Annotated in this window: 17 protein-coding genes; 7 read left to right on the forward strand and 10 right to left on the reverse strand. The window is 51.3% G+C overall.

Going from position 1 to position 23,598, the window contains the following annotated elements; genetic code table 11:
- The first annotated feature begins 290 nt into the window (after nt 1–290).
- Complete coding sequence (locus HV213_RS23770; RefSeq protein WP_181483556.1) at nt 291–1,928, forward strand: DUF3300 domain-containing protein; 1,638 nt, start codon at nt 291–293, stop codon at nt 1,926–1,928.
- A 10-nt stretch (nt 1,929–1,938) separates the two neighbouring features.
- A complete protein-coding gene (locus HV213_RS23775; RefSeq protein ID WP_181483557.1) occupies nt 1,939–2,739 on the forward strand; it encodes a DUF2950 family protein in 801 nt (266 codons plus the stop codon).
- A 1,084-nt stretch (nt 2,740–3,823) separates the two neighbouring features.
- Here the strand turns inward: HV213_RS23775 and HV213_RS23780 are convergent.
- The 6 genes from HV213_RS23780 to HV213_RS23805 all read right to left on the reverse strand — a co-directional run bounded on the left by HV213_RS23780 (nt 3,824) and on the right by HV213_RS23805 (nt 10,025).
- Nucleotides 3,824–4,681, reverse strand: coding sequence for a hypothetical protein (locus HV213_RS23780; RefSeq protein ID WP_181483558.1), 858 nt, complete (start codon nt 4,679–4,681; stop codon nt 3,824–3,826).
- Nucleotides 4,682–4,706: 25 nt separating this feature from the next.
- A complete protein-coding gene (locus HV213_RS23785; RefSeq protein ID WP_181483559.1) occupies nt 4,707–5,240 on the reverse strand; it encodes a fimbrial protein in 534 nt (177 codons plus the stop codon).
- 27 nt (nt 5,241–5,267) lie between these two features.
- Nucleotides 5,268–7,871 (reverse strand): fimbria/pilus outer membrane usher protein, encoded by a 2,604-nt coding sequence (locus HV213_RS23790; protein WP_181483560.1) that lies wholly within the window; start codon nt 7,869–7,871, stop codon nt 5,268–5,270.
- Nucleotides 7,872–7,925: 54 nt separating this feature from the next.
- Nucleotides 7,926–8,621: a fimbria/pilus periplasmic chaperone gene (locus tag HV213_RS23795; protein ID WP_181483561.1), complete on the reverse strand. Its 696-nt coding sequence runs from the start codon at nt 8,619–8,621 to the stop codon at nt 7,926–7,928.
- 55 nt (nt 8,622–8,676) lie between these two features.
- The gene (locus HV213_RS23800; protein WP_181483562.1) at nt 8,677–9,207 is read right to left on the reverse strand and encodes a fimbrial protein; all 531 of its coding nucleotides are present in this window, start codon (nt 9,205–9,207) and stop codon (nt 8,677–8,679) included.
- A gap of 296 nt (nt 9,208–9,503) precedes the next feature.
- Complete coding sequence (locus HV213_RS23805) at nt 9,504–10,025, reverse strand: hypothetical protein (RefSeq protein WP_181483563.1); 522 nt, start codon at nt 10,023–10,025, stop codon at nt 9,504–9,506.
- A gap of 333 nt (nt 10,026–10,358) precedes the next feature.
- On the opposite strand from HV213_RS23805, the gene HV213_RS23810 reads away from it, so the two are divergent.
- Both HV213_RS23810 and HV213_RS23815 read left to right on the forward strand, forming a co-directional pair.
- Nucleotides 10,359–11,132, forward strand: a complete 774-nt coding sequence (locus tag HV213_RS23810; protein WP_181483564.1) for a winged helix-turn-helix domain-containing protein — start codon at nt 10,359–10,361, stop codon at nt 11,130–11,132.
- A gap of 13 nt (nt 11,133–11,145) precedes the next feature.
- Nucleotides 11,146–11,637 carry a FidL-like protein gene (locus tag HV213_RS23815; protein ID WP_181483565.1) on the forward strand — a complete coding sequence of 164 codons (492 nt, stop codon included), beginning with the start codon at nt 11,146–11,148 and terminating at the stop codon, nt 11,635–11,637.
- A 176-nt stretch (nt 11,638–11,813) separates the two neighbouring features.
- On the opposite strand, the gene lpdA is transcribed toward HV213_RS23815, so the two are convergent.
- From lpdA to pdhR, 4 genes are all read right to left on the reverse strand, one after another.
- A complete protein-coding gene (gene lpdA, locus HV213_RS23820; protein ID WP_110272779.1) occupies nt 11,814–13,238 on the reverse strand; it encodes a dihydrolipoyl dehydrogenase in 1,425 nt (474 codons plus the stop codon).
- Nucleotides 13,239–13,445: 207 nt separating this feature from the next.
- Nucleotides 13,446–15,332 (reverse strand): pyruvate dehydrogenase complex dihydrolipoyllysine-residue acetyltransferase, encoded by a 1,887-nt coding sequence (gene aceF / locus HV213_RS23825; protein ID WP_181483566.1) that lies wholly within the window; start codon nt 15,330–15,332, stop codon nt 13,446–13,448.
- 14 nt (nt 15,333–15,346) lie between these two features.
- Nucleotides 15,347–18,010 (reverse strand): pyruvate dehydrogenase (acetyl-transferring), homodimeric type, encoded by a 2,664-nt coding sequence (aceE, locus tag HV213_RS23830; RefSeq protein ID WP_110272535.1) that lies wholly within the window; start codon nt 18,008–18,010, stop codon nt 15,347–15,349.
- 241 nt (nt 18,011–18,251) lie between these two features.
- Nucleotides 18,252–19,031: a pyruvate dehydrogenase complex transcriptional repressor PdhR gene (gene pdhR / locus HV213_RS23835; protein ID WP_004098632.1), complete on the reverse strand. Its 780-nt coding sequence runs from the start codon at nt 19,029–19,031 to the stop codon at nt 18,252–18,254.
- A 652-nt stretch (nt 19,032–19,683) separates the two neighbouring features.
- Between pdhR and aroP the strand changes: the two genes are divergently transcribed.
- The 3 genes from aroP (at nt 19,684) to HV213_RS23850 (ending at nt 23,587) form a co-directional block, all read left to right on the forward strand.
- Complete coding sequence (aroP, locus tag HV213_RS23840; RefSeq protein ID WP_181483567.1) at nt 19,684–21,054, forward strand: aromatic amino acid transporter AroP; 1,371 nt, start codon at nt 19,684–19,686, stop codon at nt 21,052–21,054.
- 176 nt (nt 21,055–21,230) lie between these two features.
- Nucleotides 21,231–22,637 carry a glycoside-pentoside-hexuronide (GPH):cation symporter gene (locus HV213_RS23845; protein ID WP_181483568.1) on the forward strand — a complete coding sequence of 469 codons (1,407 nt, stop codon included), beginning with the start codon at nt 21,231–21,233 and terminating at the stop codon, nt 22,635–22,637.
- Nucleotides 22,637–23,587 carry a glycoside hydrolase family 43 protein gene (locus HV213_RS23850; protein WP_181483569.1) on the forward strand — a complete coding sequence of 317 codons (951 nt, stop codon included), beginning with the start codon at nt 22,637–22,639 and terminating at the stop codon, nt 23,585–23,587. The genes HV213_RS23845 and HV213_RS23850 overlap by 1 nt, the downstream gene beginning before the upstream one ends.
- Nucleotides 23,588–23,598 lie beyond the last annotated feature (11 nt).

The following is a 23,598-nucleotide window of genomic DNA, read 5'->3' on the forward strand; positions in this document are numbered from 1 at the left end:
CAGTTTGTAGGGTAAATGCCCGATACCGCGTCGGCAGCATAGCAGGATTTTAGGGAGGTGTTAATCTGTTTACAAAAAAGCAACATTAAAAATTAGCTGAATCGTTAAGGGCAGAATATTGCAGGTTTTCTGTCAGTTTACTGGAATATAAAATTAATTCTGTTACACATCGCTGACCAAAATCCCAACAAAAATCAAAAACGCAAATAGGGTCTCTTTATACTCAGGCAATCCCCCGTATTTCGACAATACTATGTCGAAACGGGCCAACTTCTGTGCCAGGAGTCATCATGACGCTGCCTTTCAAACCCCATGTGCTCGCACTGCTTTGCAGCGCCGGGTTATTAGCCGCCGCGGGTACGCTCTATATTAAAAGCCGGGAACCACAATCCGTTCCCGAACCTTCGGTCGTGGCGCAGGCCGCGCCTGTGCCAGCCGCTGCTCAACCAGTGACGACCACTTATACCCCAGCGCAGATCGATCAGTGGGTGGCGCCAATCGCGCTGTATCCGGACAACCTATTGTCACAGGTGCTGATGGCCTCCACCTACCCAAGCAACGTAATACAGGCGGTGCAGTGGTCGCAGGATAATCCCACCATGAAAGGCGATCCGGCGGTACAGGCGGTGGCCAATCAACCCTGGGATCCCAGCGTAAAATCGCTGGTCGCCTTCCCATCGCTGTTAGCGTTAATGGGAGAAAACCCGCCGTGGGTGGAGAATCTGGGTAACGCGTTTCTCGCCCAACCGCAGGATGTGATGGATTCGGTACAGCGCTTGCGCGCTATCGCCCAGCAAACCGGAACGTTGAAATCGACACCGCAGCAGAAAGTCAGTACCAGCGTGAAAAATGTCCCACCACCGCGCGCCCAAACCAAGAATGGGGTAACGGTCGTTTCGACAGCTCCACCGGCTCCGACGGTCATCAAAATAGAATCCACCGATCCGCAGGTTGTCTATGTTCCCAACTACAATCCAGCCGTCGTTTACGGTACCTGGGCCAACACCGCCTATCCACCGGTCTATTTACCGCCGCCTCCGGGGGAGCAGTTCGCCGATAGCTTCGTCAAAGGTTTTGGTTATAGCCTTGGCGTCGCCACAACGTACGCGTTATTCAGCAACATCGATTGGGATGATGACGATCACCACCATGATGATGACTATCACCATCACGATGATGACCACCATGACGGCTACTCGCATAACGGTGATAACATCAACATCAATGTAAACAACTTCAATCACATAACGGGACAAAACTTGCCGGGCAATAATGCCAACTGGCAGCATAACCCAGCCTATCGCGGCAATATTCCTTACCCGAATAACAACGTCACGCAGCATTTCCATCAGACCAGTGTTCCAGGCGGGCTTAGCGCCACCCAGCATCCACCGGTCGATCGTAATGAGCAGCGTCAGGCGGCAATGACCCAGTTGCAGCAGCGCACTGGTACCACGGCAACGGCGAGTAATCTGGCAACGCACTCCCCTTCCCGTGACGCGCAGCGCCAGGCCGCCTCACAGCAGCTACACCAGGTCACCCAGCGTAATAACTATCGTGGCTATGACAATACGCCTGCGGTAAAAAATAGCGCCACGCAGCAGCGTCGGGAAGCAGCCAAAAACCAGCTTCAACACCCGACAGCCCAACAGCAGCATCGGGAGACGGTGAAAGCGCAGGTTCAGCACCCCACTGCGCAGCAACAACAGCGCCGTGAACAGTTCCAGTCTGCAACGCCTGAACAGCGTCAGCAGAAGCTCGGTAATCTGCATGCCAATGCGCTAAGCGGTAACGACAGCCGCTCCCCCTCCTGGCAATCTCAACAAGAGCGAGGGCAACAGAGTCGTCATATCTCAGGTTTAAACAGCGAGCAGCGCAGCGCGGCCAGAGAACATCTTTCCGAACATCGTGAATTGCGTCGCCGCTGAGGATAAGAAGATGAAAAAGCACCTACAAATGACGCTGCTGGCGCTGGTCATGGCACCGATGATGGCTCTGGCACAGCAACAATTCTCCACGCCTGAACAAGCTGCAAACGCGCTGGCTGAGGCAATCAATCAGCATGATGAATCTGCGCTGGATACGCTGCTCGGTGATAACTGGCAGCAGTTCTTACCGCCGGACGGCATTGCGCCTGATGCGGTAGACCGTTTTCAGCGTGACTGGCAAGTCAAACATAACGTTGTTCGCCAGGACAATAGCGCGTGGCTGGACGTCGGCCAGGAAGAGTGGCGACTGCCCATTCCCATCATCAAGGGCGATGATGGCTGGCATTTTGATATGGCTGCCGCAGAAGATGAAATTGTCACCCGCGCTATTGGCCGCAATGAGCTCTCAGCGATTCAGGCGATGCATGCTTATGTTGATGCCCAACAGGATTTCTATCAGTTAAATCACGCCTGGGCGCAGAAGATTATCAGCAGTGATGGCAAGAAAGATGGCCTCTACTGGCCTGCGACTCCAGGAGAAGCGCCCAGTCCGTTAGGGCCTGCCTTCAGTCCCGCTATGCCGGGCGAGGGATACCACGGTTATCATTTCCGCATTATTCCCAGCGATAGCGAGAAAGGCTTCGCCCTGCTCGCCTGGCCTGCGAGCTGGGGTGAAACAGGCGTGATGAGCTTTATTGTCAGCCAGGATGACAACGTCTATCAGGCGGACCTGGGGGAAGCGACGGAACAGAAAGCTGCGGCAATAAATCGCTACGGTGAACATGAACCGTGGAAACCTGTAGAAGAATAGATGGGGCATAAAAGCGGTCCACCATTCGGCTGAACGATCCAGTGGGTGTACGACACTAACCTCCATCAATTCTCTGACGGTTTTTTTCATGTTATCTGCATGGTATTTACGGACATGTCGAGGTGGCGACCACATTCATTGAGTATTTTCCAGGTTTGGAGCCTGACTCCACAAACATCCCCATAGTGAGTGGGGGCCTGTGTTGCGTTCCTGGTTGGTTTACTTTGCCATTCACCGTTAGCGAAGCACCAGCAATGTTGTTCGTCGCGAATACGATGGGGGGTGGGGAAACGTAGGCGGGTTCGATGGCGGTCCCAGCATTGTTGTGCCCTTCCATTAGTGTGCCGAGGTTTATCATATCTGGGAACGTTATGCTGCTTACTATAGAATCGGTTACGTCCGGAGTTATGCGAGAGGTCGGTTGTGTACTGATCTGTTTCCCGTTTGTGTCGTAGGCGTAGACGCCGGCGTTTACGTTGAATATACGGTTAGGGAGGAAAGCTGGGCGTGCGATTGGATATTGCATCGCGTCTGTCGATGAGGCGGATAATACGGCGTCAATTGAGTATCCACCGGAGATTTGCATTGACGGGATAGCGGTGACGATACCAGTGTCAGTTGTTATCGTGTTGCGTTGGATTTGGGTTGATAGCGGCATGCAAGTAGTCGGTCGCCATCCTGGCCGCAAGCATACATGCACCCATACGCCGTGGAGTGCGGTGGATAATGCGTCGTCATGGGAGATGATCACTCGTACTTTGCGAATCCATTTGAGGCTTATAGTCGAGGAATTTTGTGCCGTGGATGCGATGTGTCCTGCATGTTCAGTCGATGCTCCATATTTAAATCGCGATAGGTAGGGAACAGTACATTCCATCGTGCCCGCCTGGCTAGTGCCGATCAATAGTAAAGACAACACGAGTATTTTTTTCATTTTCAATCTCCTTCGGGCAAAAAGAATGCGCCAGGCAACCCTTTCGCCCATATCTGTTACTGATGCTCGTAAGCCAGCCCCGTTTAATTCTTTTCATCCGTAATCATAGTTACGGCGATGAGCCTGCTTCTGAAGGGTTTGAATCGCGGTTTACGGACATGTCCAGGTGGCGGTTACTTTGGACGTATAGGTACCGGGTCTGGCTGTGGGTTCAAGATTCATCCCAAGCTTGAATGGCGGCTTATACACCGTCCCGGCCTGGGCTATTTTGCCATTCACCGAAAATGACGCGCCAGCCGTTGTAGTCGACGTGAATTTCAGTCCGAGGGAATTAGTATTGATTTCTGTAACGACGGGCGTGTCCACCACGTTGACTCCCACTTGCAATGTTCCGAGGTCTATCGTCGTGGGAATGGTAATAGAATCCGTGGTCTTCGGCGTCGTGATAATGGAAAAGTGGGAGTCTTGCGTCGCAGAGAGTGATTTTCCGGAAGCGTCCAGGAGGGTGACATTCGTTGTTACAACCGGCTGTATGGATGACGCTGGTCGCCGGTTAATGTGTACTCCCATGATAGGTATGCCCGGTGTTGTGGAGAGAACCAGGTAGCCGGTCATGACCCCAGACGTTGAGTTCGTTATCGGGAAGGTAGCCGTAATTGTCCTTGCGGAACCGGTGATAAGGGGACCTTGCACACACGTTATAATATAGGGATTGCTTACGCCAGAGTGGTGGCAAAAGTGTAGGTAGTTTGCTTCGAGAATAGACGATTCCGCCAGGGTTGGGAGGGTTAACGTGGCGGACGCTGTGCGCGGGAATTTCAGGAAGGCGCTTCCTTTTTGGATTGTTGCGATGACAGTACCGTACATGATGTTAGCACCACCACTCGTAGCAATTGGTAAGCCAATATTCATATCCGCATATGAGTGTGCGATGTTTTGTTCACATCGGAGTGTTGTGGCCTCAGTGTTGTTGACGATGAGTAAAGCTAATGCGAGTATTTTTTTCATTTTCAATCTCCTTCGAGCAAAATCGTCAACTGTAACTCAACGAAAAGGTCACCACAGTCTGAAACGAACCGCCGCTCACGCGCCCGGTCCCTGTTCCGGCGTAACCCGCAGCAAATGTGTATTTACCACCCGACTCATCGAAGCTAAAGGTCACCTTACTCTGACCATCGGGTGTCAGTACTTTTCCGCTGTTATCCAGCAGTCTCAACCCCACATTTCTGGCTGAAGCGGTATTTATAAACAGCGTCCTATCACCACTCCCAACAGCCGTGCCGGAGGGCGTGATGCTGACCCCTGAAACACCGCCGCTACAATTCAGCGTCAGGGAAAACTCCGTTTTTCCATGTATGCCATTACTGGTGGCCAGGCTTCGGGTATTCACATCCGGCAGGTTAATTGTCTGGGTCGCCTCGGTGAACGAACAGGTTTTCGCCTCCAGAACGCCAGTGATGGTAAACTGGGTTGACGTTATATTGGCAGCTTGTAGAGGAAAACTGAGAGAGGGTAGCCCCAGCGCCATTCCATACATAAGTTTTCGTAACGTATTATTTTTAATCATTTTTATTTCCTTTTCACCGGGGTCATCTTAGCGACATATGGCGCTGATATACGCAATAGCGGCGTTCTGCTCCCGATCGCTGATCCGGTAAGTAATGGCGCACTGTTGATGGTGTTTGTCGCCCCACTTCGCCGTCAGCGTGCCTTTATCCTGAAGGCCGGACAGATACACCTGACCACCATCACCAACAATGCCGCTGATCTTCTCACCAGCAATCATGGTGCCAAAAGGCAGCGGTTTTCCGTCACGGGTGAGGGTCATGATGCCGCGATGGCCGCGCTGAACATCAAAACGGGCCCGAACAATCGCCCCTTTGGTTGGCACCACCCGCGCCACTCCGCTGTCGATATCGGTTTTGTCATCCAGCGTACTGGTGTCCAGAGATACGCTGTTTTCGCGATATGCAGTGGCATAAGGCTTTATTGCATAACCTCGCCAGTCCGTGGAGACACCAGTTGCTCCCTTCACGCTGACGCCGCTGGCACCCGGAGCGGCAACCAGCACCGCGCTGTCCGCCACCTGCTGCCCCTGCGTCAGGCCATTACGGTGTGCAACTAGCGCCCCGCTCAGACCGTAGTTCACACGCTGGTAATCCTCGCTGTAGCTGTACCCCAGCGAGGAGGCGCCATAGCCACCACGATGATTGATCCCGGCATTCCCGGTACCGCCGCTGCCGTTGCCATTACCGCTGTGGCTGTAGCCTTGAGAGACATTCCAGTTCAGGGTATTGCCATCCAGAGCCGTTCCGCTCAGCCCCGCCTGCTGACTCAGGTTGCCGTGATTATCCCGACTGCCATAAAACGTGGCATAGACTGAGCGAGAATCGCTTTTCCAGGAAAACAGCCGATCAAGCGGCACCGACAGTGACAGGTTGAATGTCTTGTCAGTCCATGATGGGTTGCTTTCATTCTTCTGCTGGTTATAGCTGTAAGATAGGGAGTAGCTGAGCGGCCCCAGAGCACTGCTGTAGCCGGTCTGCAAAGAGGTGGAGGAATCCCCAGAGTTCCAGTAAGTCTGCTTAACACCGGTGATGTACAGAGAGCCGATGCTGCCGAGACTCTGCGAGATATTGGCTTCCAGCCTGGCTCGTTTAGTGTTGTACAAGTTGTAGTAATCAGAGTAGGTATCCTGGTTCAGGTTACCGTACTCATCATATTCGTCATGATCGTATAAACGACCGCGCATAGTTTTCAGCGCGGTTTCATCAAGAGTATGAAAGCCCTTAGTAGAATAGCGATACCCGGTAAGACGGAGGTTTGTTCCTGTTGGACTAAAGGAGTGTGCGTAGAGAAACCGGACCGACTGTCCCTGATGGCGGGAACCATCAGCAAGTGTGCTATCTGCATGCGTCACATCCGCAGAAAATGCCCCGATTGCGCCCATATTAAGGCCCAACCCCAGTTGCTCCGCCATATAGTTATCAGAGTACTGTACGCCGCCATAGATCGTTACGTTATGAGGCAATCCCCATAACAGCGTAGCTTCTCCGAACGCGGGGTCATCGTAACGGTCACTGCTGCCGGAAAATAGGCCGGCCGTCAAGCTGTACGTCACCCGCCCTTCACGCTGTAGCATCGGTACGGAGGAGTAAGGCACGGTAAACACGTGCGTGTTGCCGCTGGCTTCTTTCACGCTGACTTCCAAATCCCCACTGCTATACATGGGGTAGAGGTCGGTTATCTCAAACGCCCCGGGAGAGACGTTCATCTGGTAGATATTGTAACCATTCTGCCGAATCATCACCTGCGCATTACTTTCCGCCACGCCGCGGACCACCGGGGCAAACCCCCTCATGGTATCCGGATACATGTTGTCATTGGTGGACAAACTGATGCCCTTAAATCCCGTTGAGTCAAAAACCTGATTTGAGGTCGAACTCTCCCCTATCACCAGATTACTGCGCAGGGGAATAACGGAACGCTCAACATATGTTTTAAGACGCTGCCGAGATTGCTGGGTCTGGTATTCATTGCTGTAGTAACTCCAGGTCCGGAAATCACGCAGCCGCCACCCCCCGAAATTTATCCCGCTGTTCAGGTTCAGGAAGTAGTTATTACTGTCAGATTTTCCGGCAAAGGTATTTCCACCGCTGAAGTTATAATTCAGCAACGCAGCATTAATCCCCTCATCCCAGAGCGAAGGTTCAATATATCCACGCGCCTGATGATGCAATGAGGCCTGTGGAATACTGATAAACAACTGCATTCTGGTGAAATCGAAGCGAGCCCAGGCATCCTGGATCGCTTTTTCCGGTGCCACGCATTCGTCTTCTGCGAGGGAAGCCAGCGCCGGAAAGAGATCGATTTTCACGCCCAGAGATGCCATCAACTCCCGTGTCAGACATGCCGATAGCCCGGTATTGTCCCTGCTGCGATACCCTTGCGTCGGGATTTCGCGCGGGGTAAAGGTCAGCGTGCGCTGTCCTTGTGTTCTGTCATTCAAAAAAACTTCAACCAGGTACTCACCCGGTCGCTGGGCGCCGGCTGACTGAAAGATATGCAGGGCGGCGGCAGCTTCAGCATCTGCGCCCATAAATTCAGGAGGAAAATAGAGCTCAGAGGCATGAGCGGTAAAACCCGCCTGAAAAAACAAACTCGCCAGGGTAATCGCTAAAGGTGACTTTTTTTTCATAATAATCAAAATCAGAGGCAGAACAGGTTAGACAGACAAATTCGTTTCAGAGCCTTACAGGCTCTGGCGTTGCTGAGCAGAAACGGCACCGTAGTCATTGATGGTGCTGTAGGTCAGTGTCCGGGGGCTTCCTGATGCTGTCAGAGATTCCGTGCTAAACGGAGCCACCATGGTGTCAGCCGCTTTGCGGCCATCCAGCGCAACCTGAACCAGCGTCACGTGATACGGAGAAGAATTGCTGATTTGCACCTGGTTCCCGCTGCGTTTGAACGTCAGCATCGATGGCGCTTTATCAATCGGGGCGTCGAGTCCGTTGGGGCGCACAAACATCTTGATACGCGTCACGGCAGCCAGCAGCAGCATGTTCTTGCCTTCCAGTTTTGACTTATCAACTGATGGAATAGCCTTGGCGTTGAAGTAATAGAGGGTTTCTCTATCCTGTGGCAAGGTGGGGCCGCTGAACATTACACGCAGCATATTTTGGTCCCCGGGATTACTGACATACAGCGGCGGAGTGATAATAAAATCTGTGGATTTGTCGCCACGAGCATTCTCTACCCAGCTCTGAACGAGGTAGCTGACCTCTTTTGAAGAATTGCGTGCAGACAGGGTGACCTGTTTAACATCCACCGGATACACCACGCGGGTCCCTCCCAGAACAATGCCTCCCGCCGACGCGAGGTGAGGTAAAATCAGGGCTGAACATAACAGTAAGGCAGACAGTGGCTTACGATATGAGTGAAGAAACATAGTACTCTCCAGACAAAAAGAGTCCCCTGCATCGGAAGTACAGAGGACTCTGAAATTATTGATATTTCACGGTAAACTGCGCAGTGGCATTAGCTTCGCCAGCTGAAATGTTGTCGCCCAGAGCGAAATAACGGGCCGCGAAGTTGAACTCATTTGCCTTATCAGCGCCCACTTCCATAGTCGCTGCGGGAGCTGAGCCGTCCACCTTCACTGGGAGATAAGTACTGCTGTTCAGGATCTGAATCCCCACGCCTGAAGCGACACTCTCCTTGCCAGTGATACTCAGCACCTCATCAGTTGCGGTGGTGCCACTGAAAGTGATGGAGGCATTGGCCGAATCGCACTCGTCAAGTGAGATAGTGAAATTGGTTGGCTGGGACGCGCTATTTGCTGAGGCCAAAACGCTGGACTCCACATCCCCCAGAATCACCACCTGTGCTGCTGAAGCTTTGGTCAGTACACAGGTATTTTCTTTAATAGAACCTTTAAATGTTACCGTGCTAGTTTCACCTTCTCTTACCGCGAAAGCGCAAGTGGATGCCATGACCAGGGCCGGAATAATTGCAACAGAAAAAAACTTTTTCATTGATACATCCTTAGTATTAACATTAAATTAATCCTTTATTCAGAATTAATCAGACTGAATGCATTACGAATAAAAATTAATTCCTATTCGTAACGCATGGTATTCATAAATATTTAAAAATCATTTTCTAAAATGATGCCAATTCAGATAACACGATAGCCACCACGTTCCATTTACCTATTGATGGATATGCACTTACTGAATTCAGTACAATTATCCTCAACGATGCAGGGAATGGCGCAGTGACCACAATAATGGTCAAGTCATATTTTTTAAATGCGCAAGATATTCTGAAGTTAATGCTTCATCATTCGAATATTCAGAAGCAGACCGGCATGAGTTCTGGCACTATATATTTTTTTAGCTCTGGCAAGATGAGCACACACCGTTTTACGAGAAATACAGAGATGCCGGGATATACGTTCCACCCCCCAACCCTTTTCCATTAGACCGATGATATAATTCTGCCGGGCAGGTATTTTGGCCCTTATCAATAAAGTGGCCAATTGTCTGTTCCAGTCAATATAAGTCACCTGTTTTTTTACATTCATTATCTCACCGTAAAATCCACCCACCGTCTGGTTTAAAGAAACACCACCATGCAGACTTAACTTCTTTGATAACAGCCCGGTTCTCCGTAATGTAATAAACAGATCGTTTTTATTCACATGCACAGAACTCAGATAGGTTCTGATGGCCCCGAGATCCCCAATTCTGTCCACATCCATTAGATGCACATGTGCATTATTTTCCAGTGCCCGAGGCAGCGCCGATATGGCCAAGTGCAGGTACTGGTCATCACTGAATAGTCTGAACATACATATTTCTCTCTTTCGGTATTCTGAGGGCGTTACAACGACCACACTGCAATTTTCTGAATCGGAGCCCATTGTAGGCATCTTCTCAAATATTGAAACTATATAGTGTATTTATGGATAATTATGGATGGATATGCTTAATTATAGGCATTGAATAGATTCATAAAGAGGGATACCCCTATAATGTTCCAGTGACCTTCTTTAAAAAAACCATACATATCAGGTAAAAGATTTACAAAGCAGGCACGGAAACCGTAATGTGGTGATAAGTGATGTGAATGTTAAATAATTGTGATTTACAATATTTCATTTCTGTTGTCAGTTGGAGGGACGATGATTTATATCATTAATAAAAAAATAATCTATGACACGGAAGCATCTGTTATCAGGGTATCGGATGAACCAGATGACAGAGTGATGACTCTGACACCTATTTCAAATCGCCTGTTGATGACGCTGGTCAGGCATCAGGGGGAAATTGTTAGCAAGGAGCAACTGCTGGAAAACGGATGGGAAGAAACGGCTAACAGTGGCTCTGGTCATACGGTAGTGCAATATCTGAGTAATTTAAGGAAGATATTTAAAGCACACATTCCGGATACAGAAGTTATCATTACTATCCCCCGGCAGGGCTATTATCTATCTGATGAAATTGATATCGAACTGAAGAGTGTTTGCGCCACGCTGCCCACTAAACCGGTTTCTGACGTTAAGCATATTAATGGCCGAAAAAGCACCATCAAGATACCTATGGTCGTCTGCACTTTTTTAATTATAGGCATTATTTCTGTGGCGGTGACATACACATCAATCATCAGAGGCTATACCTATCCACCGCAAACCTCTACCCTGCTAAAGCATTATAAGGGATGCCCCGTATACGTTCTTCACTATCTGCTTTCCAATGAACGAGCAGAGCTATATAACAAAAGGTTTGATGAACTCGTCAGCCAGCATAATGTTATCTGCTCGCAAAACTCATCTTTTTATATGAGCATCAACCGTGGTGCTGAAAATGGTGTTTCCGGTAATGTCATGCTGGCTAAATGTACAGAAAATGATGATGGACCAAACGCCTGTTTTAATTACCAGTACAACCGATGGTGAACAGGGAGGAACGATGGAAAGAAAATGGAAGATTATTTGTTGCGCTCTGTTCTTTACGCTAATTTTACTTACCTGCAGCCTGCAGTATGTCGTCTGGAAAAAGTCGCATTTAACCTGTAGTGCGGTCATATACCATGCAGAACATTATGGCTCTGATGAGTTTACCTACCTGAGTGTCAATAAAATATCAAAGGCACCTGATAGCGTCATTAATATGATTAATGGCAGAGCGTACAGTAATGAAAAAATGCATATCCTGAACCGGACGGTAACATTCAGCTACTCGCAGGTAAAAGGTTCACCAGGAAAATTTTTGCTTAAGGTTACCGATGTGAGGAAGTCAGGGGCTGACAATGTTCATGATGAGGAGATTAATAAATATATGTCTTTTATCAGTACCGAAGTGGAAAGAACGATGTCACTCACCCGACTGCCGTCCGGTGATATTCTTTTCACATCAGCATTAGGCCCTTTCTTTGTCTGTGATGTGGATGGTGACCATTAACCCATCTTGTGGTGAACGCCTCTGGCTGGCGACGGTCTGGCATGTTTTTGGGGTCGGTTCGTTTGTTTTGGGTTGTGAAATAATCCACCTGCATAGCGGGTGGATTATTTCAGGCTTACTGCTCTGTAGGCCGGATGAGACGCTTGCGCCGCCATCCAGCATAGCCGTTCAGAAAATTATTTCTTCTTCGCTTTCGCGTTCGGCAGGTCGGTGATGCTACCTTCGAAGACTTCTGCCGCCAGGCCAACGGACTCATGCAGAGTCGGGTGAGCATGGATGGTCAGCGCGATGTCTTCAGCGTCGCAACCCATTTCGATAGCCAGACCGATTTCACCCAGCAGCTCGCCGCCGTTGGTACCGACAATCGCCCCGCCGATAACGCGGTGAGATTCTTTGTCGAAAATCAGTTTGGTCATACCGTCTGCGCAGTCGGAAGCGATAGCACGGCCAGAAGCAGCCCACGGGAAGGTGGCGGTTTCGTAGCTGATGCCTTTCTCTTTCGCTTCTTTCTCAGTCAGACCAACCCAGGCAACTTCTGGCTCAGTGTAGGCGATGGACGGGATCACTTTCGGGTCGAAGTAGTGCTTCATGCCGGAGATAACTTCGGCGGCAACGTGGCCTTCGTGAACACCTTTGTGCGCCAGCATCGGCTGGCCGACGATATCGCCGATAGCAAAGATGTGCGGCACGTTGGTACGCAGCTGTTTGTCAACCCGGATAAAGCCACGCTCGTCAACTTCAACACCTGCCTGGCCGGCATCGAGGTTTTTACCGTTCGGCACGCGACCGATAGCCACCAGTACGGCGTCGTAGCGCTGCGCTTCAGCCGGCGCTTTTTTGCCTTCCATGGAAACGTAGATACCGTCTTCTTTCGCTTCAACGGCAGTGACTTTAGTTTCCAGCATCAGGTTGAACTTCTTGCTAATGCGTTTGGTGAAGACTTTTACCACGTCTTTATCGGCAGCCGGGATCACCTGGTCGAACATTTCAACCACGTCAATCTCTGAACCCAGCGCATGGTACACGGTACCCATTTCCAGACCGATAATACCACCACCCATAACCAGCAGGCGTTTTGGTACAGTTTTCAGTTCCAGAGCGTCGGTGGAATCCCATACGCGCGGGTCTTCATGCGGAATGAACGGCAGTTCAATCGGACGGGAACCCGCCGCGATGATCGCGTTGTCAAAGTTGATCACGGTTTTGCCGTTTTCGCCTTCGACTTCCAGGGTGTTAGCACCAGTAAATTTACCCAGACCGTTAACCACTTTCACTTTACGGCCTTTGGCCATACCAGCCAGACCACCGGTCAGTTGAGTGATAACTTTTTCTTTCCAGGTACGAATTTTATCGATGTCAGTTTTCGGCTCACCAAAAACGATGCCGTGTTCGGCCAGCGCTTTCGCTTCTTCGATAACTTTCGCAACGTGCAGCAGTGCTTTAGAAGGGATACAGCCGACGTTCAGACAAACACCGCCCAGGGTGTTGTAACGTTCTACGATTACGGTTTCCAGACCTAAATCAGCGCAACGGAAGGCAGCAGAATAACCTGCGGGGCCTGCCCCAAGTACCACGACCTGAGTTTTGATTTCAGTACTCATCATGACCTCTGTAATTTATTTCCGGCGGGTCTGACGCTATTGTTTTTACGCCCATGTCCACCGGGACGTTCTATCCGCAAGTATTTTACAAAATTGTTAACAATTTTGAAACAACAAACGGCAAACGATTTTGTCCTTTATTGCTGGTAACTTCAAAACGCAGAAGAGATTACCAGAAAAAAGCCGGCCGTCAGGCCGGCTTTTCGCTTACATCACCAGGCGGCGAATATCGCTCAGGGTGTTGTTGATGATGGTAATAAAGCGCGCACCATCAGCACCGTCGATAACGCGGTGGTCGAAGGACAGAGAGATCGGCATCATCAGACGCGGAACAAACTCTTTACCATTCCACACCGGTTCCATCGCGGATTTAGACACACCGAGGATAGCCACTTCCGGCGCGTTCACAATCGGTGCGAAATGGGTGGTACCCAGGCCGCCGATGCTGGAGATAGTGAAGCAACCGCCCTGCATTTCGCCAGCAGTCAGCTTACCATCACGCGCTTTCTTGGAGATCACGGTCAGTTCGCGAGACAGTTCGGTAATGCTCTTCTTGTTCACGTCTTTAAAGACCGGAACAACCAGACCATTCGGGGTATCAACCGCCACACCGATGTTGATGTATTTCTTCAGCGTCAGGCGCTGTGCATCTTCAGACAGCGAGCTGTTGAAGCGCGGCATCTGCTCAAGCGCAGCGGCAACGGCTTTCATGATGAAGACTACTGGAGTGAATTTCACATCCAGTTTACGCTTCTCAGCTTCGGCGTTCTGCTGTTTACGGAACGCTTCCAGATCGGTGATATCGGTTTTGTCGAAGTGAGTAACGTGCGGGATCATCACCCAGTTACGGCTCAGGTTAGCGCCTGAGATTTTCTGGATGCGACCCAGTTCCACTTCTTCGATTTCACCAAACTTGCTGAAGTCCACTTTCGGCCATGGCAGCATGCCCGGGATACCGCCGCCGGTAGCAGCAGCCGGTGCCGCCTCAGCGCGTTTAACCGCTTCTTTCACGTAAGCCTGAACGTCTTCGCGCAGGATGCGACCTTTACGACCAGAACCTTTCACTTTCGCCAGGTTAACGCCAAATTCGCGCGCCAGGCGGCGAATCAGCGGAGTTGCGTGAACGTAAGCATCGTTTTCAGCAAACTCAGATTTGCCTTCCGCTTTTGCCGCAGGGGCAGCAGCAGGTTTAGCGGCCTGAGCGGGTGCAGCAGTCGGTGCCGGTGCAGCAGCCGGTGCTGCGGCAGGCGCAGCGCCTTCTACTTCGAAGACCATGATCAGGGAGCCGGTAGACACTTTGTCGCCAGTGCTGATTTTGATCTCTTTCACGGTGCCCGCGAACGGTGCCGGAACTTCCATCGAAGCTTTGTCGCCTTCTACGGTGATCAGTGACTGCTCAGCGGCAATTTTATCGCCCACTTTAACCATCACTTCAGTGACTTCAACTTCGTCGCCGCCGATATCCGGTACGTTAACTTCTTTAGACCCGGAAGCCGCCGGTGCAGCCGCTGCCGGAGCAGCTTCCGCTTTCGCCGGAGCAGCAGCAGGTGCGCTACCCGCCACTTCGAAGACCATAATCAGGGAGCCGGTAGATACCTTGTCGCCAGTGCTGATTTTGATCTCTTTCACAGTACCTGCGAACGGTGCCGGGACTTCCATAGAAGCTTTGTCGCCTTCTACGGTGATCAATGACTGCTCAGCCGCAACGGTGTCGCCCACTTTGACCATGATCTCGGTAACTTCAACTTCGTCGCCGCCGATATCCGGTACGTGTACGTCTTTAGCCGCTGCTGCCGCTGGCGCTGCTGCCGGAGCCGCTTCTTTCTTCTCTTCCTGCGCAGGTGCAGCGGCTGCTGCACCATCGGCGGAATCGAAAATCATGATCAGTTTGCCGGTCTCGGTTTTGTCGCCAACAGAGACTTTGATCTCTTTAACAACGCCAGCCTGAGGAGACGGAACTTCCATAGAGGCTTTGTCGCCTTCTACGGTGATCAGCGACTGTTCAGCTTCAACTTTGTCGCCCACTTTGACCAGGATCTCGGTGATTTCAACTTCATCAGCCCCGATGTCCGGTACATTGATTTCGATAGCCATTATTCTTTTACCTCTTACGCCAGACGCGGGTTAACTTTATCTGCATCGATATTGAATTTGGCAATTGCGTCTGCAACCACTTTCTTATCGATTTCGCCACGTTTAGCCAGTTCGCCCAGCGCTGCAACTACCACGTAGGAAGCATCAACTTCGAAGTGGTGACGCAGGTTCTCACGGCTGTCAGAGCGACCGAAGCCGTCGGTACCCAGTACGCGGTAATCATCAGCCGGTACATAAGTACGAACCTGCTCGGCGAACAGTTTCATATAGTCAGTCGATGCCACAGCCGGAGCGTCGTTCATCACCTGGGCGATGTACGGAACGCGTGGAGTTTCCAGCGGGTGCAGCATGTTCCAGCGCTCACAATCCTGGCCATCACGCGCCAGTTCGGTGAAGGAGGTGACGCTATAAACGTCAGAACCTACGCCGTAGTCTTTCGCCAGGATCTCAGCGGCCTCACGCACGTGACGCAGGATAGAACCGGAACCCAGCAACTGAACTTTACCTTTGCTACCTTCGATGGTTTCGAGTTTATAGATACCTTTACGGATACCTTCCTCGGCACCTTCCGGCATTGCCGGCATGTGGTAGTTTTCGTTCAGGGTAGTGATGTAGTAGTAAACGTTCTCTTGTTTCTCACCGTACATACGCTCCAGACCATCATGCATGATGACCGCAACTTCGTACGCGTAAGACGGATCGTAAGAGATACAGTTCGGGATAGTCAGAGACTGAATATGGCTATGGCCATCTTCGTGCTGCAGACCTTCGCCGTTCAGCGTCGTACGACCGGAAGTACCACCGACCAGGAAGCCGCGAGCCTGTTGGTCGCCGGCCTGCCAGCACAGGTCACCGATACGCTGGAACCCGAACATGGAGTAGTAGATGTAGAACGGAATCATCGGCAGGTTGTTGGTGCTGTAAGAAGTCGCAGCAGCCAGCCAGGATGCGCCAGCACCCAGTTCGTTGATGCCTTCCTGCAGAATCTGACCTTTCTCGTCTTCTTTGTAGTAAGCAACCTGCTCACGGTCCTGCGGGGTGTACTGCTGACCGTTCGGGCTGTAAATACCAATCTGACGGAACAGACCTTCCATACCAAAGGTACGCGCTTCATCGGCGATGATCGGCACGAGGCGGTCTTTGATGGATTTGTTCTTCAGCATCACGTTCAGAGCACGAACAAACGCGATAGTGGTAGAAATTTCTTTGTTCTGCTCTTCCAGCAGCGGACCGAAATCAGCAAGCTGAGGCAGTTCCAGCTTCTCATCGAAGTTCGGCTGACGAGTCGGCAGGTAACCGTGCAGTTTCTGACGCTGTGCGTGCAGATAGGTATGTTCTTCAGAACCTTCCGGGAAGGTAATGTAAGACAGGTTTTCCACCTGCTCATCGGTTACCGGCACATTGAAACGGTCGCGAATGTGACGCACGCCGTCCATGTTCATTTTCTTAACCTGGTGAGCGATGTTTTTACCTTCAGCGGTATCACCCATGCCGTAACCTTTGATGGTATGGGCCAGGATGACGGTTGCTTTGCCGGTAGTTTCCTGCGCTTTTTTCAGTGCAGCGAAAACTTTCTTCGGATCGTGACCACCGCGGTTCAGAGCCCAAATCTGATCGTCAGACCAGTCGGCAACCAGCGCTGCGGTTTCCGGATATTTACCGAAGAAGTGCTCACGAACGTAAGCGCCGTCTTTGGATTTAAAGGTCTGGTAGTCGCCGTCAACGGTTTCGTTCATCAGTTGGATCAGTTTACCGCTGGTGTCTTTACGCAGCAGTTCATCCCAACGGCCGCCCCAGATAACCTTGATAACGTTCCAGCCAGCACCTGCGAAGATACCTTCCAGTTCATTGATGATCTTGCCGTTACCGGTGACCGGGCCGTCAAGACGCTGCAGGTTACAGTTGATAACGAAGACCAGGTTGTCCAGTTTTTCACGGGTAGCGATGGTGATCGCACCTTTGGATTCTGGTTCATCCATCTCGCCATCGCCCAGGAAGGCATAAACGGTCTGTTTGGAGGTATCTTTCAGGCCACGATGTTCCAGATATTTCAGGAATTTAGCCTGGTAGATTGCACCGATTGGGCCCAGACCCATGGAGACGGTCGGGAACTGCCAGAAGGTCGGCATCAGTTTCGGGTGCGGGTAGGAAGACAGGCCTTTGCCATGAACTTCCTGACGGAAGTTGTTCATCTGCTCTTCAGTCAGACGACCTTCCAGGAATGCACGTGCGTATACGCCCGGAGAGATGTGGCCCTGGAAGTAAACCAGATCGCCGCCATCCTGCTCGTTGCGTGCACGGAAGAAGTGGTTGAAGCACACTTCGTAGAAAGTCGCGGAAGACTGGAAGGAAGCCATGTGGCCACCCAGTTCGAGATCTTTTTTCGATGCGCGCAGAACGGTCATAATAGCGTTCCAGCGGATCGCAGAACGAATACGACGTTCCAGATCCAGATTTCCCGGGTATTCCGGTTCATCTTCAACGGCAATAGTGTTTACGTAACTGCCAGTCGATGTGCCAGCAGCCACTTTCACCCCGCCTTTGCGGGCTTCAGAAAGGAGTTGGTCAATCAGATACTGAGCGCGCTCAACACCTTCTTCACGGATGACCGATTCGATCGCCTGTAGCCAGTCGCGAGTTTCGATCGGATCCACGTCATTGGGTAAACGTTCTGACATGGGGGGTATTCCTTATCTATCTAATCGTTGATTAATCTGGAACCTGTCCCATTGCGCTCTTTGTTCTTCATACTTCTGGCTGTCTCTTTGTTGGCTTCGCTTCCTCACCCCAGTCACATAGTTCACTATGCTCCCGGGGATTCGCGCGCTTGCCGCCGCGATACACCCAAAATTATTTTGAACAACTAAAAGTGCAATAAGACAGGTTCTGCGTTTAGTTGCCGCGCTCTAAAAATGGCGCTTAAGAACCGGAGTTCTCATCTTTTCGTTGCTGTAAACGGCGCAATGAGCGTTCACGACGGCTCTGCTCACGGCTGCGATCCAGCAAAATTTCCTCAATGAACGCCAGGTGACGATGCGAGGCTTCACGCGCCTGCTCCGGCTCCCCGGCGATTATCGCCTCGAAAATCCGAGTGCGATGATTGCTGACCTGCGGGAGCATCTCCCGGCGGGCATACAACAATTCAAAATTCTGGCGAACGTTTTGGGCCAGCATCGGTTCCATGCAGCGTAGCAAATGGAGCAACACCACATTGTGCGCCGCTTCGGTGACGGCAATTTGATACTGGACGACGGCGTCGGATTCGGCGTCAAGGTCGCCGGACTGCTGGGCTCGCTCTATGGCCTGATGCAACTCGCGAATACGTTCGCGGTCTTCATCATTGCTGCGCAGCGCTGCGTAATAAGCCGCAATGCCTTCAAGCGCGTGCCGAGTTTCCAGCAGATCAAATTGGGATTCAGGGTGGTCGGACAGGAGCTCTACCAGCGGGTCGCTGAAGCTCTGCCACAGGCGGCTTTGTACAAACGTTCCACCTCCCTGGCGACGAAGCAACAACCCCTTGGCTTCGAGGCGTTGAATCGCCTCACGCAGCGAGGGGCGGGAAACGTCGAACTGTTTTGCCAGTTCGCGTTCAGGCGGGAGCTTTTCACCGGGGCGCAACGTCCCCTCAAGGATCAAAAACTCCAGCTGCTGCTCTATCACATCGGATAGTTTTGGTTGGCGGATCTTGCTGTAGGCCATATTCCCTGTCTCTGCCATTAGCCCGGAGTCAATTGGTCTTACCAATTCATAGTTCGTAGCGCTAAAGTAACAAAGTATTCACCTTCTGTCCATACAGGTTTTGATTGAAATCAGTAAACCCAGCATGTTTTAACAAACATACAGAAATAACATTTCAAAAATGTAACTTTGCACAAATGTTATGTTTACCCACAATGAGGTAGCGTTAACTTAATCGAAACGAAAAAATACGCTATCTGAACCGATTCACCTCACCACCAAGTGAATAAAAATTCATTTTTTGTGAATTTAAAGAAAATAAGAGGTAGGTAGTGGGTATGCAGGCATGATTTACAAATGGTTTCTTTTTGCTCGCTTCGTCATCATCCCTTCATAAAGCAGGTGCATTCACTGCCGCTTATCACTATTCTCCATGATACGAAAGGCCTTTTCATGAATTACCACCCTGCCTTGCGTAAAGAAATAAGTACAGAAACGGAATTTCATAATTACACAAACACAACAATATGTGCGTCGTATCACTCAGGGTAAAACGGGGCGCAGGCTCGCTGAAATTTCGCTGACTATGCTATCAGGCAGGGACAGACGGTGAAGAAGTCACCTGAAGGATGACGCGTACAAACATAATAACCATAACCACACACGAGGTTTCATGATGGAAGGTCAACAGCATGGCGATCGGCTAAAGCGCGGCCTTAAAAACCGCCATATTCAGCTTATTGCGCTGGGAGGCGCTATCGGTACCGGTTTATTTCTGGGTAGTGCATCCGTCATCCAAAACGCAGGCCCAGGTATTATTCTGGGCTACGCAATTGCCGGTTTCATCGCCTTTCTGATCATGCGTCAGCTGGGTGAGATGGTGGTAGAAGAGCCTGTGGCAGGTTCATTTAGCCATTTCGCCTACAAATACTGGGGCGGCTTTGCAGGCTTCGCTTCCGGCTGGAACTACTGGGTTCTTTACGTTCTGGTGGCCATGGCAGAGCTCACTGCCGTAGGGAAATACGTCCAGTTCTGGTGGCCTGAAATCCCGACCTGGGTTTCTGCAGCCATCTTCTTCGTTGCCATCAATGCCATCAACCTGACCAACGTCAAAGTGTTTGGCGAGATGGAATTCTGGTTCGCAATCATCAAAGTCGTCGCCGTCGTGGCGATGATCCTGTTCGGCGGCTGGCTGCTGTTCAGCGGCAACGGCGGACCGCAGGCCACAGTACGCAACCTGTGGGAGCAGGGTGGATTCCTGCCGCACGGATTCACCGGGCTGGTGATGATGATGGCGATTATCATGTTCTCCTTTGGCGGTCTGGAGCTGGTCGGTATTACGGCAGCAGAAGCCGATAATCCGGAGCAAAGCATTCCTAAAGCCACCAACCAGGTTATCTACCGTATCCTGATTTTCTATGTGGGCTCGCTGGCCGTTCTGCTCTCCCTGCTGCCGTGGAGCCGCGTGACCGCTGACACCAGCCCGTTCGTCCTGATCTTCCACGAACTGGGCGATACTTTTGTGGCCAACGCGCTGAATGTCGTGGTACTGACTGCGGCGCTTTCCGTTTACAACAGCTGCGTCTACTGCAACAGCCGGATGCTGTTCGGCCTGGCACAGCAGGGTAACGCACCAAAAGCGCTAATGAACGTCGATAAACGCGGCGTACCGGTTAACACCATTCTGGTTTCCGCAGTAGTGACCGCACTGTGCGTCCTGATTAACTACTTCGCACCGGAATCAGCGTTTGGTCTGCTAATGGCGCTGGTCGTTTCTGCGCTGGTGATCAACTGGGCGATGATTAGCCTGGCACACATCAAATTCCGTCGCGCCAAACAGCAGCAAGGCGTAGTCACCCGCTTCCCTGCGCTGTTTTATCCGCTAGGAAACTGGATTTGCCTGCTGTTTATGGTCGGTGTGCTGGTCATCATGCTAATGACTCCGGGTATGGCCATTTCAGTTTACCTGATCCCCGTATGGATTGTGATCCTTGGCATTGGCTATCTGTTTAAGCAAAAAACAGCTAACGCCATAAAAGCATAATCATACATCTCCAGAATCTGTGCCCGCCGCCATTTTGCGGGCACAGAGCATTGTTATCTGCTTCACACTTTCCTCGCAACAACCTATTTGTCCATATCGTTGACCTTTTCCTGCAACGCATTTATCCATTATCCAGCTAATAATTCTCTCCATACCGCAACGGGGAGATCTCCACCATGAATGGCAATAAGCTTTCAGTTAAAGAGAAAATTGGCTACGGGATGGGCGATGCCGGATGTAACATCATCTTCGGCGCCATCATGTTGTTTGTTAACTATTTTTATACGGATATCTTCGGGCTCGCACCGGCCCTGGTCGGCGTCCTGCTGCTTTCCGTACGCGTTATCGATGCCGTGACCGACCCGATTATGGGCGCAATGGCTGACCGTACTCGCAGTAAATATGGCCGTTTTCGTCCATGGCTGCTGTGGATTGCCTTCCCGTACGCGCTGTTCAGCGTGCTGATGTTTACCACCCCCGAATGGACCTACAACAGCAAAGTTATCTATGCTTTCGTCACTTACTTCCTGCTCTCACTGACTTATACCGCGATCAACATTCCTTACTGTTCATTGGGTAGCGTGATTACTAATGACCCGCAGGAACGTGTAGCCTGCCAGTCCTATCGTTTTGTCATGGTCGGTATCGCCACCCTGCTGCTCTCTCTGACGCTGCTGCCAATGGCGGATTGGTTCGGCGGTGAAGATAAAGCCAAAGGCTACCAGATGGCGATGACGGTGCTCGCCTTTATCGGCATGTGTATGTTCCTGTTTTGCTTCGCTACCGTTCGTGAACGCGTACGCCCGGCGGTGCAGACTAACGACGAACTGAAAAAAGATCTGAAAGACGTCTGGAAGAACGATCAGTGGGTACGTATCCTGCTGCTAACCCTGTGCAACGTCTGTCCGGGCTTTATCCGCATGGCCGCCACCATGTATTACGTCACCTGGGTCATGCAGCAAAGCACCCACTTCGCGACGCTGTTTATCAGCCTCGGCGTGGTGGGAATGATGATTGGCAGCATGCTGGCAAAAGTACTGACCGACCGTTGGTGCAAACTGCAGGTATTTTTCTGGACCAATATCGTGCTGGCCATTTTCTCCTGCGCATTCTACTTCTTCGATCCGCATGCCACCATGATGATTATGGTGCTCTACTTCCTGCTGAATATTCTGCATCAAATCCCATCGCCGCTGCACTGGTCGCTGATGGCTGACGTTGACGACTACGGCGAGTGGAAGACCGGCAAACGTATTACCGGCATCAGCTTCTCCGGTAACCTGTTCTTCCTGAAGGTCGGACTGGCGATTGCCGGGGCAATGGTTGGCTTCCTGCTCTCCTGGTACGGCTACGATGCTGGCGCTAAAGAGCAGAGCGCCTCAGCTGTTAACGGTATTGTGCTGCTGTTTAGCGTCATCCCTGGCGTCGGTTACCTGATTACCGCCGGTGTCGTGCGCATGCTGAAAGTGAATCGCGAGTTCATGCGCCAAATTCAGTCAGACCTGGAGAAACGCCGCATCAACTACAGCGAACTAAATGAGTTCCAGGATCACAAAACCAGTGAACACGTAAGGAAAGCTTGATGAAAAACTGGCCAAACCCGTTTATTGAACAACGCGCAGATCCGTTTATTCTGCGCCATCAGGATTGCTACTATTTTATTGCCTCAGTTCCGGAGTATGACCGACTGGAAATTCGCCGCTCTGCAACCCTTGAAGGCCTGCGCGACGCGCAGCCGGTGGTGGTCTGGCGCAAGCCGGAGAGCGGCCCAATGAGTCAGCTGATTTGGGCCCCGGAACTACATGAAATCGAAGGTAAATGGTACATCTACTTTGCCGCCAGCCACACGCACGATCTCGATGAATTGGGCATGTTCCAGCATCGCATGTTCGCTCTGGAATGCGCGGATAGCGACCCGCTAACCGGCAAGTGGCAGGAAAAGGGCCAGGTAAAAACGCCGTTTGATACCTTTGCGCTGGATGCCACCACCTTCCACCATCAGGGCAAGCAGTGGTACCTGTGGGCGCAAAAAGACCCGGATATTGCGGGCAACACCAACCTGTATCTGGCTGAACTTGAAAACCCGTGGACGCTAAAAGGCGAACCAGTGATGTTGAGTAAGCCGGAGTTTGACTGGGAGTGTCGCGGCTTTCTGGTCAACGAGGGTCCGGCGGCGCTGTTCCACGATGACAAACTGTTCGTCAGCTACTCCGCCAGCGCTACCGATGAAAACTATTGCATGGGCTTACTGTGGATAGACATCAACGCCGATCCGCTCCAGCCGGAAAACTGGCATAAAGCACCGCAGCCGGTGTTCCGCACCAGCTACGAAAATCGTCAGTATGGGCCGGGACACAACAGCTTTACACAAACGCCGGAGGGAGAAGATGTGCTGGTGTATCACGCGCGCAACTACACCGAAATCGAAGGCGATCCGCTGTACGATCCGAATCGTCATACCCGTCTGAAATTGGTTCGCTGGCAAGAAAATGGGATGCCTGATTTTGGCATCCCAGCGGCTGATACGTTGTAGCACTGCGCTTG

Origin of the sequence: Klebsiella sp. RHBSTW-00484 (genome assembly GCF_013705725.1) — a bacterium.
Classification (GTDB): domain Bacteria; phylum Pseudomonadota; class Gammaproteobacteria; order Enterobacterales; family Enterobacteriaceae; genus Klebsiella.